This window comes from Luteolibacter sp. Y139, from assembly GCF_038066715.1.
Classification (GTDB): Bacteria; Verrucomicrobiota; Verrucomicrobiia; order Verrucomicrobiales; family Akkermansiaceae; genus Haloferula; species Haloferula soli.
In genome coordinates this window covers 476,749-491,323 of sequence record NZ_JBBUKT010000003.1, presented here as the reverse complement: position 1 = coordinate 491,323, position 14,575 = coordinate 476,749, and the positions used below count along the sequence as shown (strand labels likewise).

Below are 14,575 nucleotides of genomic sequence, written 5' to 3'. Positions count from 1 at the left end.
GCGTGCAGATCAGGGAAGCCGCCGAGCGCGTGCTCTTCGCGCAAACGCTCGAGGAGAAGCTGGCGCTTGCCCCGAAGGATGCGAGCGATGAGGTGCCCGGGGCGGCGATCGCGACGCCGGACTCGCCGGGTCGGCCGCAGGAGCTGCGGATTCACGCGAAAGGGGTGCGGGTGGAGTTTCCCGGTATCCACCGGCTGGATGACGATCGCGAGCGCGGGGTGATGCTGCATTTCCTGGCGAATCACGAGCTGCTCGCGGCGGAGCTGATGGCGCTGGTGCTCCTGAAATTCCCCGATGCACCGAAGGAATATCGTGCCGGGGTGTACGAGGCGATGCGCGAGGAGCAGATGCATGCGCTGATGTACGTGCGGCGGATGAGGGAGTGTGGCATCGTCTTTGGAGAGCTGCCGGTGAATGATTATTTTTGGCGGATCGTGGCGCCGATGGAGACGCCGATGGATTTCGTGACGCGGCTGAATCTGACCTTCGAGCAGGCGAACCTGGATTTCTCGAAGCACTACGCGGGGCTCTTCCGGCAGGCGGGTGATGCGGCGACGGCGGCGGTGCTGGAGAAGATCTATCAGGACGAGATCGGTCACGTGGGTCATGGCGTGAAATGGTTCCGCCGGTGGAAGGAGCACGGGAGTTCGGATTGGGAATCGTACCGGAAGTCGCTGGTGTTTCCTCTGACCGCGGCGCGGGCGAAGGGTGTGGCTCCCTTCAATGCCGAAGGGCGGAAGCTGGCGGGGCTGGATGATGACTTCATCCGCCATCTCGAAGTCTGCGAGCAATCGCGGGGGCGGACGCCGGTGGTGCATTGGTTCAATCCGAATGCCGAAGGCCATGCGATGCCCGGACGCTATCAGCCGGACAAGACGGCGGTGGCACTGGAGGAAGACCTGGAGATGCTGATCGCGGGCTGGTGCCGGAAGGATGACGTGGCGGTGCTGCGCAGGCCGCCGTCGAGAGAGCATCTGGCGGCGCTGAAGAAGGCGGGGTTCGAGCTGCCGGAGATCGCGACCGTGGAAGAGCTGCGGGGGAGGAAGCTGGGTGGCTTGAGGCCGTGGGCGTGGTCGCCGGATGCGAGCGTACTTTTCAAGGAGCTGGCGGGTGACGTTTCACCGAATGTCCCGTGGCAGTGGCGTGAGGAGTTGCCGAAGGAGTGGCTTTCGAAGGAGATCGGGCTGAGGTTGGAGGAGGTGCTAGATTTATCGGAGAGGGGAAAACTTTACCGGGATGTGGATCAGGCTTGGGAGGCGATCGAGGGTCGTCTCGATGAAACGCAGGTTCTTGCGAAGGCGCTCTTTTCCCGTGCGGGGCAAGGGCACAAGCGGGTCAATCGCGAGAGTCCGGTTGATGCGACGCGCGGTTGGTTGAGAAATACGATCGCGGCTCATGGCGGGGTGGTCGTCGAGCCGTGGCTTGAGCGTGAGACCGACTTCTCGGCGCTTTATGAGATGGATGCTGCGGGTGGTGTCGAACTTATCGGCATGACGGTGATCGAGAATGATGCGGCGGGTCGTTACACGGGTACTCGTGTCGGGCCGAAGTGGGCGAACTTGCTATCTCCGGAGGTGGCCGCGTTTCTTCATCGGGAAGCCGATGTGATGGGGTGGTATCAGGAGAAGATTCCTGCGGCTTTGCGGGAGGTGGTGCCTGGCTACGTGGGGCCGCTGGGTGTGGACGCGATGGTGCATCGCTTGCCGGATGGATCGCTGGCGTTGAAGCACGTGGTGGAGCTCAATGTGCGGATGACCATGGGTCGCATCGCGCTGGAGCTTCTGAAGAAGTCCGCGCCGAACCGACTGGGAAGGTTCAGTATCTTGCGCAGGTCGAAGGTGGCGGATGTTTCGGCTTTTACCGGCGGGAGCCTGCGGGGCGGGCCGGTGTTGTTGAATGATCCGGATGTTGCGCGGGAGTTTCTGGCGCTGTGGGAAGTGGGAGTTTAGAACGTCACGCTCAGTTCGCGCGGGGCGGAGGTGTTCGTGAAGTGGAGGTAGAGCAGGCCTTCCTTGGCGTCGTGGGTGAAGGACTCCAGCGGCTGGCCGTCGAGGGTTACGGACTTTGGTGGTTGTGGGGCTGACAGGAGGACGATGGCCGGGGTGTCGCCGACTCCTTCGACGGTCCAGGAGAGGGTGGCGTCGTCGCGCTTCTTTGGCAGGGCCTTGCAGGCTGACGCCAGTATCCGTGGCGTGCTGGATTTGGCCGCGTCGAGATCGAGCAGGAAGGATCGTGAGCCGGGTTTCACGTCGATCTGGGTTTGAACCTTCAGCTCGGGATCGAAGAGGTTGACGAAGCGACCTTTGAGGGTCTTCTGCTCCTGTGAGGTCGATTCGTCGATTCCCGCGGCTACGAAGTACGGGCCGCGTCGTAGAATGAGATGGTTGGTTTCCTTCCATTCGCCACCGGCTTTGGCGACGGCGGTCTTCATTGCGGAGGCGAAGTTGGCTTCTTCGGCGGCATCCATGGCGAAGCGGGTGGGACTGCGGTGCAGCCAGATGACGGATCCCTTGCCGACGGCGACGGGTTCGTCGCCGTTGAAAGCGGTGTCGGTCACTCCCAGCTCGTGGAACAGGTGCTGGCGCGGGATTGACTGATCCTTTCCGAAGCCATTCCACCATTCCTTCACCTGGTTGTAGGGGTCGTGATCATCGTCGGCGACTACCAGCACGCCGCCGTTTCGCACCCATTCGGCGAGCGGAGGATGGACTTCGGCACTCTGGGGTTTCTGGCCCTCGTAGCTGAGGACGAGGACCTTTAGGCCGGCGAGGAAACCGGGCAGGGTGACGTTTTCCAGCTGCACCGGCGTGACTGGCATGCCGCGTTTCACCAGGGGCATGGCGAGGCCGTAGAAGTGGGCCATGTTCGGATCGCTGGGCGTCGGTTGCTCGCGCTGGAACATGAGGGAATCGCTCACCAGCACGCCGAGGCCGCGGGTGCCGCAGTCCCAGGCGTGGTCGGGTTGCTTCATGTCGTTGAGCGCGTTCATGACGACCTGCAGCTCGGTGGCATACTCGGGAGGGATGGACTTCTGCTCCTCCTTCGGGAGATTGCGCGGATAGGTGCCGCCGAAGATCCGCTCCGGCCATGGGGCGACTTCGTATTGAGAGACGTCCGGTTGCAGGAGGGATGCGACCAGCGTGGACTCCCAGTTCGTACGGTAGTCCGTCCAATCGTGGCGTGGGTTGTCTTCGATGGGGTCGTTCAAGTACCACACGCCGCGGCCGGTGGCACGGACGAGATTCTGCATGGCGCCGTATTCCAGGAAGGCGGTCTCGAAGGTGCGCTCCTTCTTTTCGCCTCGGAAATGGTTCGGCGTGCGGGAGGTGCCGGTCCACACCTGCGCGATGTAGCCGTCGCAGCCGTCGATTTTCGCGAGGCTTGATTGCGGGCTGACGATGCACCAGTGGGCGTAGTTGATCAGGCTGTGGGTGGGAACGTAGCAGCGGACTTTCTTGCCGGTCTTCTGATTGAACTCGTGGACGTGATCGAAGACCTGCTGGAGTGCCCTACGATAAAGATAGTACTTCAGCTTGGAGGCTTTCCACTGAGCGTCGACCGATGAATGCGGCGGCTGCCACTCTTCCTTGTAGTAGGCCTGCCACTCGCGCTTGAAGCCTTCCGAGTAGCCGGCGCGGGCCCAGAATTCGGGTTCTTCCAGATGAATGGCCTCGGCGCCTGCATCGAGCGCTCGCTGCACGCCGACGCAGAGGAACTTTCCGTAATTCTCGGCCGGGCACATGTAGTAGACGTCGCCGCCGTGGCTGATCTTCTTGCCAGTGCGGTCGGTCTGGGCGTTGTCCTCGTGGTTCACGCCATCGAAGCGGCCGTAGAGGTAGTCCTGATACTGGCCCCACGAGACGCCGGTCATGACGTGCAGGCGATAGCCGCGGTCGCGCCATGTCTTCATGCGATCCGGCAGGCTGGGATCAATGCCGTAGACCATCGCCACGTCGGAGCGGAGGTTGCCCTGCGGGCTCCATGCCTTGCCCGTCTGGAAGGAGGTCCGCTCCAGAGCCTGGGCGGGATCTTCAGGAAAGGCGGGATGCGTCTGCGCTGCCACGGTGGAAACGAGAGCGACGAGGATCAGATCGCGACGGATGGACATGAGGCGTTTGCTACGCCTGATCCATACCCCGTCTTCCCGGGATGACAGGAATGAAAAACGCCCCCGCGGCCGGAGCCGTGGAGGCGTGGTGTCAGCGATGGCTGATGGCCGGATTATTTCTCGTCCAGCTTTGCGAAGCCATCGAGCGAATGGGGGACCATCACCTTGTCCACCGAGTGGATGATGCCGTTGGTGGCGACGACGTCGGACTTGAAGATCTTCGAGTCTTCCACCTGTTTGGTGTCCGACTTGATGTCGATTTCGACCTTCTCGCCGTTCATGGTCTTGATCTCGCCGTTCTTCAGGTCAGCCATGGCGAAGCTGCCGGGGAGCACGTGGAAGAGGAGCAGCGAACGCAGCTTCTCGTTGTTCTCCGGAAGCATCAGCTTGTCCAAGGTGCCGGCGGGCAGCTTCGAGAACGCTTCGTCAGTCGGAGCGAAGATGGTGAAGGTGCCCTTGTGGCTGCCAAGGGTTGCGTCGAGGCCCGTCACTTGGAGGGCCTTGGTGAGGATGGAAAACGTGGCGCTGTCGCCCAGAGCAGCAGCGATGGAACCTTTCTCAGGGCCCACCACGACCTTCTCTTCGACGACGGTCGTCTTGGTTTCCTTTTCCTTGGTGGTCTTCTCCTGCGCGTAAGCCACGGGCATCAGTGAGCCGATGGCAAGGAGGAGGGCTAGTCGTGTGATTTTCGTTTTCATGGTACATTTGCCGGTTTGCGCCCCGCAAATGTCCTGCGGGCCGTGTTACCCCTCAATGCGCAGACGACATGCCACGGCTACGACGGTGTCGTGGGTGCTTTGGAAGTGTCTGAAGGCCAATGCTTTAGTGTCGGTTCTCCAAGAGGGAAGCGACCGCCGCTAAAACCGTGCGAATGATGCACGGTGCATCTTGTCCACGAGCGAAATGCTTCGCGCGGGATCAGTGCTGGACCGCGAATTCCGGGCTACAGACGATGAGGTAAATCGCGAGCTTCAGGCGGTCCTCATGCCAGTACCAGCTGCCGGGACCGATACGGGCGAGCGCCTCGCGAATGATCTGGAAACTTTGTGGGGTGAGCGTGCCGCCGGTGAGGACGAGATCGAGGCGGCGGATGAGAGGATCCGGATCGAGCGGCTGCTGATTGGTCTGCCCGTATTGATCGAAGACGAGCGAGGGGATGTTCATGAGCATCTCCTGTTCGAGATTCAGTGTCACTGCCCGTTCTTCGCGAGCGGTTGAGCCCACTTGTCCATTGACCGCATTCCAAAAGTAGTTCGGCGCGGTGACGCCGGATGAGGCGTTAATGATCTGCATCTCGGGAGCCACGAGTCCGCTTTGTGCAAGGATACCCGGCGGCGTGTAGCTGGGCAGGAAGAAATTGAAGACGCTCGGGGAATTCAGCGGCTCTTCGACGTGATCGGCGGCGAAGCCGGACAGGTAGTACCAGCCTTCCTCGGAGGAGGCATTGAAGGCGCGGGCGAAATTGACGACTTTCAAGAAGGGCTCGCGCAGCTTGCCGAAGGTTGGATCGCTCATCCTGGCGGCATCGCGCGCTTCGGGGTCCATCAGGATCGCCTTCACCGTGCGTCCCATGTCGCCGCGCGGCGAGGCATTGAAGGCAGCGCTGACGCGGCTGATGTAAGCGGGCGAAGGATTCGAGGTGACGAGCCGCTGGATCAACAGGCGGCCGATGAAAGGGCCGACGTTCGGGTGATTGAAGAGGCAATCGATCGCGGCATCGACATCGGCCATGGTGGCGGTGCCGGTACTTCCCGAGGTGGCGACGCGCGCCGGAGTGGTCACGCCTAACAGGAGCGTCTTCGGCCCGAGGTCGTGCTCGCTGTCCCAACCTTTCATCGGGACGGTGAAGTCGCCTTCGTAGTCACCGAAGTTGGCGGGGTTGCCATTGTTCAACCGGCCGTAGGAGAGGCCGGTGAAGACCTTGGCGAATTCGGTGATGTTATCGTTGTTGTAGGTCGGGATCGGATTGCCCTGGGCATCGAGGATGCGGGTGCCATCGGGATTCAGCATCCACAGGCCGATGCTGAAGAGCTGCATGATCTCGCGGGCGAAGTTCTCGTCGGGGAAGGTCTTGGCGACGGGATTGGATTTCCGGTTGGCGAGATGGGAGAGGTATTGCCCCATGCAGGGATGGAGGGCCACGTCCTTGAGCAGCGTGCGGTAGTTGCCGAAGCTATTCTCCAATAGCTTGTCGTAGTAATGGGCCATCGCCGCGGGCTCGGTGGCGAGGCGTTCCATGCGGTCGCTGATGACGAAGATCTGGCTGAGGGCAAAGCCGACGCGCTGGCGCAGCGGATCGGGAAGCTGGGTCTGGGTGGCGTCCGGACGCAGCTTTGGCAGGCCCATGGCGCGACCCCACCAGGCGTTCATCTTGCGATTGTTCCAGATCTCGGCGTCGTTGGGATCGCCGTTTCCCGGCTGCTCGTTTTGCCACTGGAGCATCGGCAGGAGGCGGCCGACCGGGCGCGCCATCTGGACATCGATCCACGGTTCGATGCCCATGGTCATGACCTCCTCCACGTTTTCCGGGATCTGGTCAGCATCGGCGGGAGAATCCTGATCGGGTCCGAAGGCGGCCTGGATGAGGAAGCGGGCGGCCTCCTTCGCGGACGGGCCGCTGGGGTCGAGCATCGTCACGCTGGCGGAGTTCGGGGTGCCGATCGTGTATCCGGTGCCGGTTTGAAGGGTGAGCGTGAGGGTCTCGGCCGGCTCGTTGAGCACGGCGTCATCGACAGCGGAGATGGTCACGAAGACCTCGCGCTGGCCGGGAGCGAAGTGGGCCACGGTGCCAGAGATGGATGAAGTGTAGTCCGGGCTGGTCGCCGTGCCGCCGAGGGTGAACTGGACATCCAGCGGCTTCAGGCCGCCGCTGCGGCGCAGCACCAGCACCGCGGGATCCGGCCAGCGTTCCGAGCAGGTGTCATCGTAAACGGAGACGGTTATCGTATTTGCCGCGGTGAGGCCCGCGGTGACCCGCTGGGAATCCGTCTGCGAATAGCGGCCGGTGCGGTTGGTGGCGGGATTGAAGCCGAGGGTGAGTTCCTCCCAATCGCTGACGCCATCGCCGTCCGAGTCGGCGTCGGAGGCCTGGACCTTGAAGTAGGCCCGGCCGCCGGCGGGGGCGAGCGGCCATGTCAGCGGCCCGCCGGTGCCAACGATGTTCGCTTGCAGCGGCGACCAAGAGACGAGGTTGCTCGCGGTGTGGATGGTGTAGCGCTTGCCGGCAAGGCTCTGCCACTGAAGGACCGGCAGGCCGCCGGCGGTGGTCACCTCGAGCTTAGGAAACGATTTCCCGTCGAAGGGATTGGTGCCGGCGATGCTTTCGAGCGCATTCGTCCAGCCGTCGCGGTCGGCATCGGCGGCCGCGGACAAGCCGGAGGCGCCGAAGACCATTTCCCAGACATCGCTCTGCGAATTGCCGTTGCCATCGAGGGCGTGAGCCGTCGATGCCAGCGACGCGGCGGCGAAGAGAACCGGCCAGCGTTTCATAGTGGGGGCGGATGATGCCCATTTCGCGCTTCAGGACAAGCCTGCGGCTCCAGCACGCTTGAAACCAGCCGGTTAGAGGAAAGAGCTTGTCGCTCCACGGCCGGGATGGTGCCGTGTAGCAGAAAGCAACCCGGACGCATGCGCCGCCACTTGAAGGCCCGCTATTTGGTTCCCGCCCTCGTGGCGCTCGTGATGATCATTTACGGTGCGTTTACCTCGGTGAGGAACACCCGTGCCATCCTGGTGGATGCGAAGAGCGTGGCGCACACCCACCAGGTGATGATCGAGTTGGAAAATTGCCTGGTGGCGATGCTCAATCTGGAGACCGGTCACCGCGGTTACCTCATCACCGGGGAGGATGACTACCTGGCACCCTATGAGAAAGCTCTCAAAGAGGTAGGGGCCAAGATGGACGCGCTCGCCAAGCTGACGAACGACAATCCGGTCCAGCAGGCCCGCATGCAGAGGATCCTGGCGCTGGTGGAGGAGAAAAAGGCAGAGCTGAAGAGCGGCATCGATGCGCGCCGCGACGAGGGCTTCGACGCCGCTGCGAAGATCGTGGGAACCAACGTCGGCCGGACGCTGATGGATGAGATCCGGGAGCTCATTGATTCGATGCGCCTGGAAGAGGCGGATCTGCTGACGGAGCAAAACCAGCGGATGGTGCAGAATTTCAAGGACACCAACCGCGTGGTGGTGAACACGGGCGGGGTGGCGCTGCTCGCCGGTGTGACCGGTGTGATTTTGCTCGGCCTCTACCTCGGGGCGAAGGAGCGCGAGGCGGAGCTGGAACTGGAAAAGGAAAAGGCCGAGCAGGCGGACAAGGCGAAGACCGATTTCCTGGCGATGATGAGCCACGAGATTCGCACGCCGATGAATGCGATCCTCGGCTTCGGCGAACTGCTGCACGAGTCGGTGGAAAAGCCGCAGAACAAGCACTTCGCGCATGCCATCGTCACCAGTGGCCGTTCGCTGCTGACGCTCATCAATGACATCCTCGACCTTTCGAAGATCGAGGCGGCCAAGCTGGAGCTGAATCCGGAAGCGGTGGAGATGAAGCGATTCGCGGACGGGCTGGAGACCTTGTTCTCCTACCGGGCGAGGGAGAAGGGGCTGGAGTTCACCATCCGCATCGAGCGTTCGGTGCCGGCTTACTTGTACTTCGACGCACTGAGGCTGAGGCAGGTGCTGGTCAACCTGATCGGCAATGCGGTGAAGTTCACCCACAACGGCCACGTCACGGTGACGATGCGCGGCGAGGGCGAAGGGGACGAGACGGTGCTCGCGGTGGAGGTGGAAGACACCGGTATCGGCATCGCGAAGGACAAGCTGCGCGATATTTTCCGGCCCTTCTATCAGGTGGAATCGCAGCAGGGGCGGCAATTCCAAGGCACGGGCCTGGGGCTGAGCATCTGCGAGCGGTTGGTCTCGCTGATGAACGGCGACATCGGCGCGCGGAGCACGCCGGGCAAGGGTTCCACCTTTCACCTGCGGGTGCCGGTGCGGCCGTGCCAGGGCCATGCCGCGGAGCAGACCACCGTGGGCGATGGGGTGGTGGATTTCAACCGTCTCGCGCCAGCCAAGATCCTGGTGGTGGATGATGTGCCGCTGAATCGCGAGCTGATCCGCGGCTTCCTGATGGGCACGCATCACGAAGTGCTGGAGGCGGAGAACGGCGAGCAGGCGGTGATGCTGTGCCTGCGCACGAAACCGCAGGTGGTGCTCATGGACCTGCGCATGCCGGTGACGGAAGGTCGCACCGCGCACGGCCTGCTGAAGGCGAACGAGGAGACCAAACACATCCCGCTGGTGGCGATGTCGGCCTCGATGCCGCTGGAGGAGCAAGGGGATCTCAAGCGGCTCTTCGACGGCTTCGCGAGCAAGCCGGTGAGCCGCGAGCGACTGTATCTGGAGCTTGCACGCTTCTTGCCGGTGCATGCCGCCGCGGCGACGGCGCGACCGCAGGCGGTGGAACCGGTGGTGATCGCCGTGAGCGATCGCACGTGGCCGGAGCTTCGCCCGGCGCTGGAGCGGCTGCGGGAAACCAAGCTGCCGGCCCTGATCAAGCTGGTGCCGGCGCAGGCCACGGCGGGATTTGCCGGGGAGATCGCCGCGCTCGCGGAGAGCCATCATTGCCCGCCGCTGGAAGATTACGCACGCCGGCTCGCGACTGCTGCCGGCACGATGGATGTGGCGGAGGCGGGGCGCTTGTTAGAGGCCTTCCCCGGTGTCATCGAATTGCTTGTCGCCGATGTCTGACTTCGATCCGTTGCCGCAGCCTTCCGGTCCCGCGCTCGTCCTGGTGGTGGATGACGAGCCGAAGAACATCCAGGTGGTGGGGCCGCTGCTGCTGAAACAGGGCCACGAGGTGATTGCCGCGGGAAGCGGTGAGGAAGCACTGGCGAAGATGCGCACGGCCAAGCCGGACCTGCTGCTGCTGGACGTGATGATGCCGGGGATGACGGGCTTCGACCTGTGCCGCCGCTTGCTGGCCCAACCGGAGTGGCACGCGCTGCCGATCATTTTCCTGTCCGCGGTGACTGACAAGGGGTTCGTGACGGAAGCCCTGGCGGCAGGGGCGGTGGACTATGTGACGAAGCCCTTCCATGGCCCCGAGCTATTGTCGCGGGTGCAGCTGCACCTGAACCTGCGGCAGATGCGCCAGCGCCTCTCGGCCGCCGTCGAGGAGCGGAACCATTTGTTAGAGATCGTCGCACACGACCTGAAGAACCCGCTGGGCGGGGTGCAGTTCGCGGCGGCGATGCTGACCGAGGAGGCCGGGTCGCTATCGCTGAAGCAGGCGCAGCTGGTAGATAGCATCACCCACTCGGTGGACCGGGCGCTGGAGATGACCACCTCGCTGCTTCAGACCCGGCGGCTGGAGGAGGCGAAGGAGCATCTGGACCTGGTGTCGCTGTGCCTCCGCGAGCACGCCGAGCAGGCGGTGGAGGTCTTTTTCCACCACGCTGGTGACAAGGATACCGAGGTGCGGGTCGAAAGCGCCGCCGAAACGATACTGGTCCGGGCCGACCGCCGCTCGCTGCTGTGTTCGCTGGAAAACCTGGTTTCGAATGCGATCAAGTTTTCGCCGCCGGGATCGCGGATTTGCGTCCGCCTTTCGAGCGAGGCCGGCGAAGGGATCTTCCGTATCGAGGACGAAGGCCCCGGGGTGAAAGAGGAGGAGCGTTCGAAGCTGTTTCGCAAGTTCACCCGCCTCAGTGCCCGGCCGACGGGCGACGAGCTCTCGACCGGGCTCGGGCTGCACATCGTGCATGAGCTGGTGAAGGCGATGGGCGGAACGGTCCGCTATGAGGATGGGGCGGGAGGAGGCGGCTGCTTCGTGGTGGCGCTGCCGCTGGCGAGGTGATCCGATGCCGGTGAATTTCCAAAAAACCGGACGCGGTAATGGGCCGCTAAGAATAAAGATTGGAGAAATTAACAAAAATTAGTAATTAATCATTACGGAATTTCAAAAACTGCCGTGAAACAACCCTCCCTTCCTCAATTTTCCCGAGTTCGCTCCGGTGCCTTGGCCTTCGCCGTGGCAAGCACGCTGATGCTCCAGTCGTCGCGTGCCGGCAACGTGGATACCGAGCTTTTGATCCTGGTCGACGCGCAAACCTACTCGCAGAGCGACTTCAACCTGATCCTCGACAATGTCGCGAAGACCTTCGAGAGCCCGAGCTTCTATGCGGCGGTGACCCAAGGGGGAGTCTACGGGAAGATGGCGTCCTCGGTGATGCTCTACAACCTGCCGACCAATCCGGTGGCCATCACGTGGAGGGAGCTGACCACCCAGCAGGATTTCTTCAATTTCGCCAACAGCGTGCGGAGCATTGCCTATCCGAATGTCGGATGGGGCGTCAGCTACGCCGCTGCCCTGACCTCGGCGGCAGCTTCGATTGCAGCGTCCCCCTCGAATGGCACGACCCAGCAGATCACCATCATCGATGACGCCACCGGCTTCTATCAGGCCGACCCGGCTGGCACGAAAGCGGCCCGCAATGCGGCGCTGGCCTCGGGCGTGGACGTGATCAATGCGATGGTCTTCGACGCTGCGTATCAGGAAGCGGCGGTGAACAGCTTCTACCAGGCGAACATCGTGAGCCCGAACGGGACGGTGAGCGTGGTTTCCAGCCCGCAGGGCGGGCCGAAGGCGAACTCCGACCTGAACCTCATTTCCGGGGCGGTCCAGACCTCGGTGGCCGGGCCGACCATTTCAGCCGTGCCAGAGCCGAATACGGTGATGGCGCTCGGGCTGGCGGGTGCCGCCTTCCTGATGCGCCGCCGCCGCTGCCGCGCCTGAGCTGGGCCGGAGTTCCATGCCGTTTTCGGGCATCGACTCCCGCGGTGGTCTTCGGGCAGCATTTCTGCATGCCCCGCTTCACCGCCAATGCCGACTACGAGGAAAAGGACACGAACCCGATCCGCCTGCAGCCGGGCGATGAAGTGACCGTGGGTCCGGTCGACCGCGCATGGCCGGGCTGGGTGTGGGCGGAGGACGATAGCAATAACGACGGCTACGTGCCGGAGGATATCCTGGAGCCGCTGGGCGAGGGACGGTTTGCGGCCCTTGAATCCTTCGATCCAACGACGCTGGTGATTCGCCGCGGCGATGAGCTGGATTCGCTGAAGCAAATCCACGGCTGGCATTGGTGCCGCAATGCCAGCGGCGAGGAAGGCTGGGTCGCCGGCTACCTTTTGAAGCCGGTGGCGTGAGGGCTCACTGAGGCAGCAAGCGCTCGATGGTTTCGATCGAGCGCAGCTCCTTTCGCCATTTGACGGGGAATGCCGCCAAGCCATGGCGAGCACCCATGAGCAGGCCTAACAGCATGCCGCGTGCGGCGGAATCGCCACCGAGCATGGCATTCGCCGAAAGCGCCTCTACGGGGTCGGCTTCATGGCGGAAGGCGACCGCGAGGGTGATCGGGAATGCGCCTTCGACCCCGCAGCCGAGGCCGAGTTCACCGGCCTGTGCGGCCAGCTCGCCCGCTGCGGCATCGCGGCCGAGAGTGACCCAGTCGATGGCGGGCAGGGCGTCGTAGGGATGCGAGGCGGCTTCGTCGAAGGCTTCCTCGAAGCCTGCGCCTCCGGCTACGGACAGGGCGGCGCGGGCGAAGAACTCGGCGGCATCGATGACCTGTGGATCGCCGTGGGTCAGTGCGGTCTGGGTGCGGGCGAGAGGGACGAGCTGTCCGACATCGCGGGTGAAGGCGAACAGCGGGGCGATGCGCGATGCGCCGCCGAGATCGTGGGAGTCGGAGGGCTCGGTCTCCCCTGCGGTGAAGTTTTCCAAGGTCCCGCGGGTGGCTCCGTCAAAGTAGCTCGTTCTTTCATCGCGAACGTGTTCCGCCCAGCGCCGCCAATCGGTGGGCCAGTTGATGAGGGAGCCGTCGTCGGCGGCCAGGGACTCGAGCAGGGCCAGTGTCTGGTCGCCGTAGTGGGTGAAGTCGCCGGCGACCTTTCCCGGGTGGTAGGTGCTGCGGGGCGCGTCGTAGGAGCGGATGCCGCCAGCGTACCATCCGGCGATCTTCGGCGGGTCGTAGACCCAGTGTGGGCCGAGGGCGAGGGCGTCACCGAAGAACGAGGGCAGAACGAGGTCGCGGGCGGTCATTGGCGACAGTTTCGGCAGGAATCGTTCCGGCGCAAAGGATTCGTTGGCATCCTGCAATCCACGGTTAGATAAGCCGCATGCGCGACGAACTTTTGCGAAATCCGGTCTTCGCCATGGCGGCGACGCAATTTGACGGGGTAGCTGATTTCCTGGGGCTCAACGATGAGCTGCGCGAGCGAACCAAGTGGCCGAAGCGACTGATCACGGTGACGGTGCCGATCCGTCACGATGATGGCACTGTCAGGGTGTATTTCGGCCACCGGGTGCAGCATCACCTGACGCGCGGGCCGGTGAAGGGCGGCCTGCGGTATCACCCGCGGGTCGATCTGGGAGAGGTGGCGGCGCTGGCGATGTGGATGAATTGGAAATGCGCGCTGATGGACCTGCCCTTCGGTGGTGGCAAGGGCGGCATTACGTGCGATCCGCGAACGATGAGTGTGGGCGAACTCGAGCGCATCACCCGCCGCTACACGATGGAGATGATCCCTTTCATCGGCGAGGACATCGACATCATGGCACCCGACATGGGCACCAATGAGCAGACCATGGCGTGGATGACGGATACCTACTCGACCCACGCGGGGCGCTTGGTTCCAGGGATTGTCACTGGCAAGCCGTTGAGTCTGCAAGGTTCGGCGGGGCGCACGCAGGCGACAGGCCATGGTGTCGCTTTCCTCGCGTGTCGTGCGCTGAACAAGCTGAACCTGCCGATCGATGGGGCGACTGCGGTGGTGCAGGGTTTTGGCAATGTGGGTGCGCATGCGGCGTATGCGCTTTCGAATTCGAAGGTGAAGATCCTCGGGATTTCCGATGTTACGGGAGCGATCTGGAATGATGGAGGGATCGACACCCGCAAGCTGCGGGATCATGTGGCAGCTCACGGAAGCATCCAGGGGTTCGCCGAAGCGGAGCCGATCGATCCGGCGGCGTTGCTTTGCCAGCCCTGCGACATTCTGGTTCCCGCTGCGACCGACATGGTCATCACGGGCGAGAATGCGCCGCTGCTGAAATGCAAGGTGCTTGCGGAGGGCGCGAACGGTCCGACGACACCGGAGGCGGATGCGGTCCTCAACGAGCGCGGTGACATTTTTGTCATTCCCGACATCCTGTGCAACGCGGGTGGCGTGACGGTCTCGTATTTCGAATGGGTGCAGAACCTGCAGCGCTTCCAGTGGACGGAGCGAGAGGTACTGACGAAGCTAGAGACGATGCTGGAGAGTGCTTTTTCACGCGTGCTGCATTTCTCAGAGAAGCACAAGCTGCCGCATCGCACCGCCGCCCAGGCGCTGGCGATCAAGACGGTGGCGGATGTGAAGGCGCAGCGGGGGCTTTTCCCGTGAAAAATCAATCTGTGTGATTCCAAC

General features: G+C 63.1%; 10 protein-coding genes. 6 read left to right on the top strand and 4 right to left on the bottom strand.

The annotated features are described in order from the left end of the window. Nucleotides 1-2 precede the first annotated feature (2 nt). On the top strand, nt 3-1,949 hold the full coding sequence (locus WKV53_RS10465; protein WP_341404527.1) for a DUF455 family protein: 1,947 nt from the start codon (nt 3-5) through the stop codon (nt 1,947-1,949). Here the strand turns inward: WKV53_RS10465 and WKV53_RS10460 are convergent. The 3 genes from WKV53_RS10460 to WKV53_RS10450 form a co-directional block, all read right to left on the bottom strand. Continuing rightward, nucleotides 1,946-4,108: a hypothetical protein gene (locus WKV53_RS10460; RefSeq protein WP_341404526.1), complete on the bottom strand. Its 2,163-nt coding sequence runs from the start codon at nt 4,106-4,108 to the stop codon at nt 1,946-1,948. The two genes, WKV53_RS10465 and WKV53_RS10460, sit on opposite strands and share 4 nt — an antisense overlap. Before the next feature lie 113 nt (nt 4,109-4,221). Further along, a complete protein-coding gene (locus WKV53_RS10455) occupies nt 4,222-4,806 on the bottom strand; it encodes a fasciclin domain-containing protein (protein ID WP_341404525.1) in 585 nt (194 codons plus the stop codon). A gap of 220 nt (nt 4,807-5,026) precedes the next feature. After that, nucleotides 5,027-7,597 carry a DUF1800 family protein gene (locus WKV53_RS10450; protein WP_341404524.1) on the bottom strand — a complete coding sequence of 857 codons (2,571 nt, stop codon included), beginning with the start codon at nt 7,595-7,597 and terminating at the stop codon, nt 5,027-5,029. A gap of 138 nt (nt 7,598-7,735) precedes the next feature. On the opposite strand from WKV53_RS10450, the gene WKV53_RS10445 reads away from it, so the two are divergent. The 4 genes from WKV53_RS10445 (at nt 7,736) to WKV53_RS10430 (ending at nt 12,316) form a co-directional block, all read left to right on the top strand. After that, entirely contained in the window at nt 7,736-9,856 is a 2,121-nt protein-coding gene (locus tag WKV53_RS10445) for a CHASE3 domain-containing protein (RefSeq protein WP_341404523.1), read from the top strand. After that, nucleotides 9,849-10,964 (top strand): hybrid sensor histidine kinase/response regulator, encoded by a 1,116-nt coding sequence (locus WKV53_RS10440; protein WP_341404522.1) that lies wholly within the window; start codon nt 9,849-9,851, stop codon nt 10,962-10,964. The genes WKV53_RS10445 and WKV53_RS10440 overlap by 8 nt, the downstream gene beginning before the upstream one ends. Nucleotides 10,965-11,078: 114 nt before the next feature. Next, entirely contained in the window at nt 11,079-11,903 is an 825-nt protein-coding gene (locus WKV53_RS10435; RefSeq protein ID WP_341404521.1) for a PEP-CTERM sorting domain-containing protein, read from the top strand. Nucleotides 11,904-11,971: 68 nt separating this feature from the next. After that, nucleotides 11,972-12,316 carry an SH3 domain-containing protein gene (locus WKV53_RS10430; RefSeq protein ID WP_341404520.1) on the top strand — a complete coding sequence of 115 codons (345 nt, stop codon included), beginning with the start codon at nt 11,972-11,974 and terminating at the stop codon, nt 12,314-12,316. A 4-nt stretch (nt 12,317-12,320) separates the two neighbouring features. On the opposite strand, the gene WKV53_RS10425 is transcribed toward WKV53_RS10430, so the two are convergent. Then, nucleotides 12,321-13,211: an ADP-ribosylglycohydrolase family protein gene (locus tag WKV53_RS10425; RefSeq protein WP_341404519.1), complete on the bottom strand. Its 891-nt coding sequence runs from the start codon at nt 13,209-13,211 to the stop codon at nt 12,321-12,323. Between the two features lie 77 nt (nt 13,212-13,288). On the opposite strand from WKV53_RS10425, the gene WKV53_RS10420 reads away from it, so the two are divergent. Continuing rightward, a complete protein-coding gene (locus tag WKV53_RS10420; RefSeq protein WP_341404518.1) occupies nt 13,289-14,551 on the top strand; it encodes a Glu/Leu/Phe/Val family dehydrogenase in 1,263 nt (420 codons plus the stop codon). Nucleotides 14,552-14,575: the final 24 nt, after the last annotated feature.

Excerpts from the sequence above, each read along its gene's own strand:
- WKV53_RS10460 (WP_341404526.1), bottom strand. The coding sequence starts at position 4,108 with ATGTCCATCCGTCGCGATCTGATCCTCGTCGCTCTCGTTTCCACCGTG.
- WKV53_RS10455 (WP_341404525.1), bottom strand. The coding sequence starts at position 4,806 with ATGAAAACGAAAATCACACGACTAGCCCTCCTCCTTGCCATCGGCTCA.
- WKV53_RS10450 (WP_341404524.1), bottom strand. The coding sequence starts at position 7,597 with ATGAAACGCTGGCCGGTTCTCTTCGCCGCCGCGTCGCTGGCATCGACG.
- WKV53_RS10445 (WP_341404523.1), top strand. The coding sequence starts at position 7,736 with ATGCGCCGCCACTTGAAGGCCCGCTATTTGGTTCCCGCCCTCGTGGCG.
- WKV53_RS10440 (WP_341404522.1), top strand. The coding sequence starts at position 9,849 with ATGTCTGACTTCGATCCGTTGCCGCAGCCTTCCGGTCCCGCGCTCGTC.
- WKV53_RS10430 (WP_341404520.1), top strand. The coding sequence starts at position 11,972 with ATGCCCCGCTTCACCGCCAATGCCGACTACGAGGAAAAGGACACGAAC.
- WKV53_RS10425 (WP_341404519.1), bottom strand. The coding sequence starts at position 13,211 with ATGACCGCCCGCGACCTCGTTCTGCCCTCGTTCTTCGGTGACGCCCTC.
- WKV53_RS10420 (WP_341404518.1), top strand. The coding sequence starts at position 13,289 with ATGCGCGACGAACTTTTGCGAAATCCGGTCTTCGCCATGGCGGCGACG.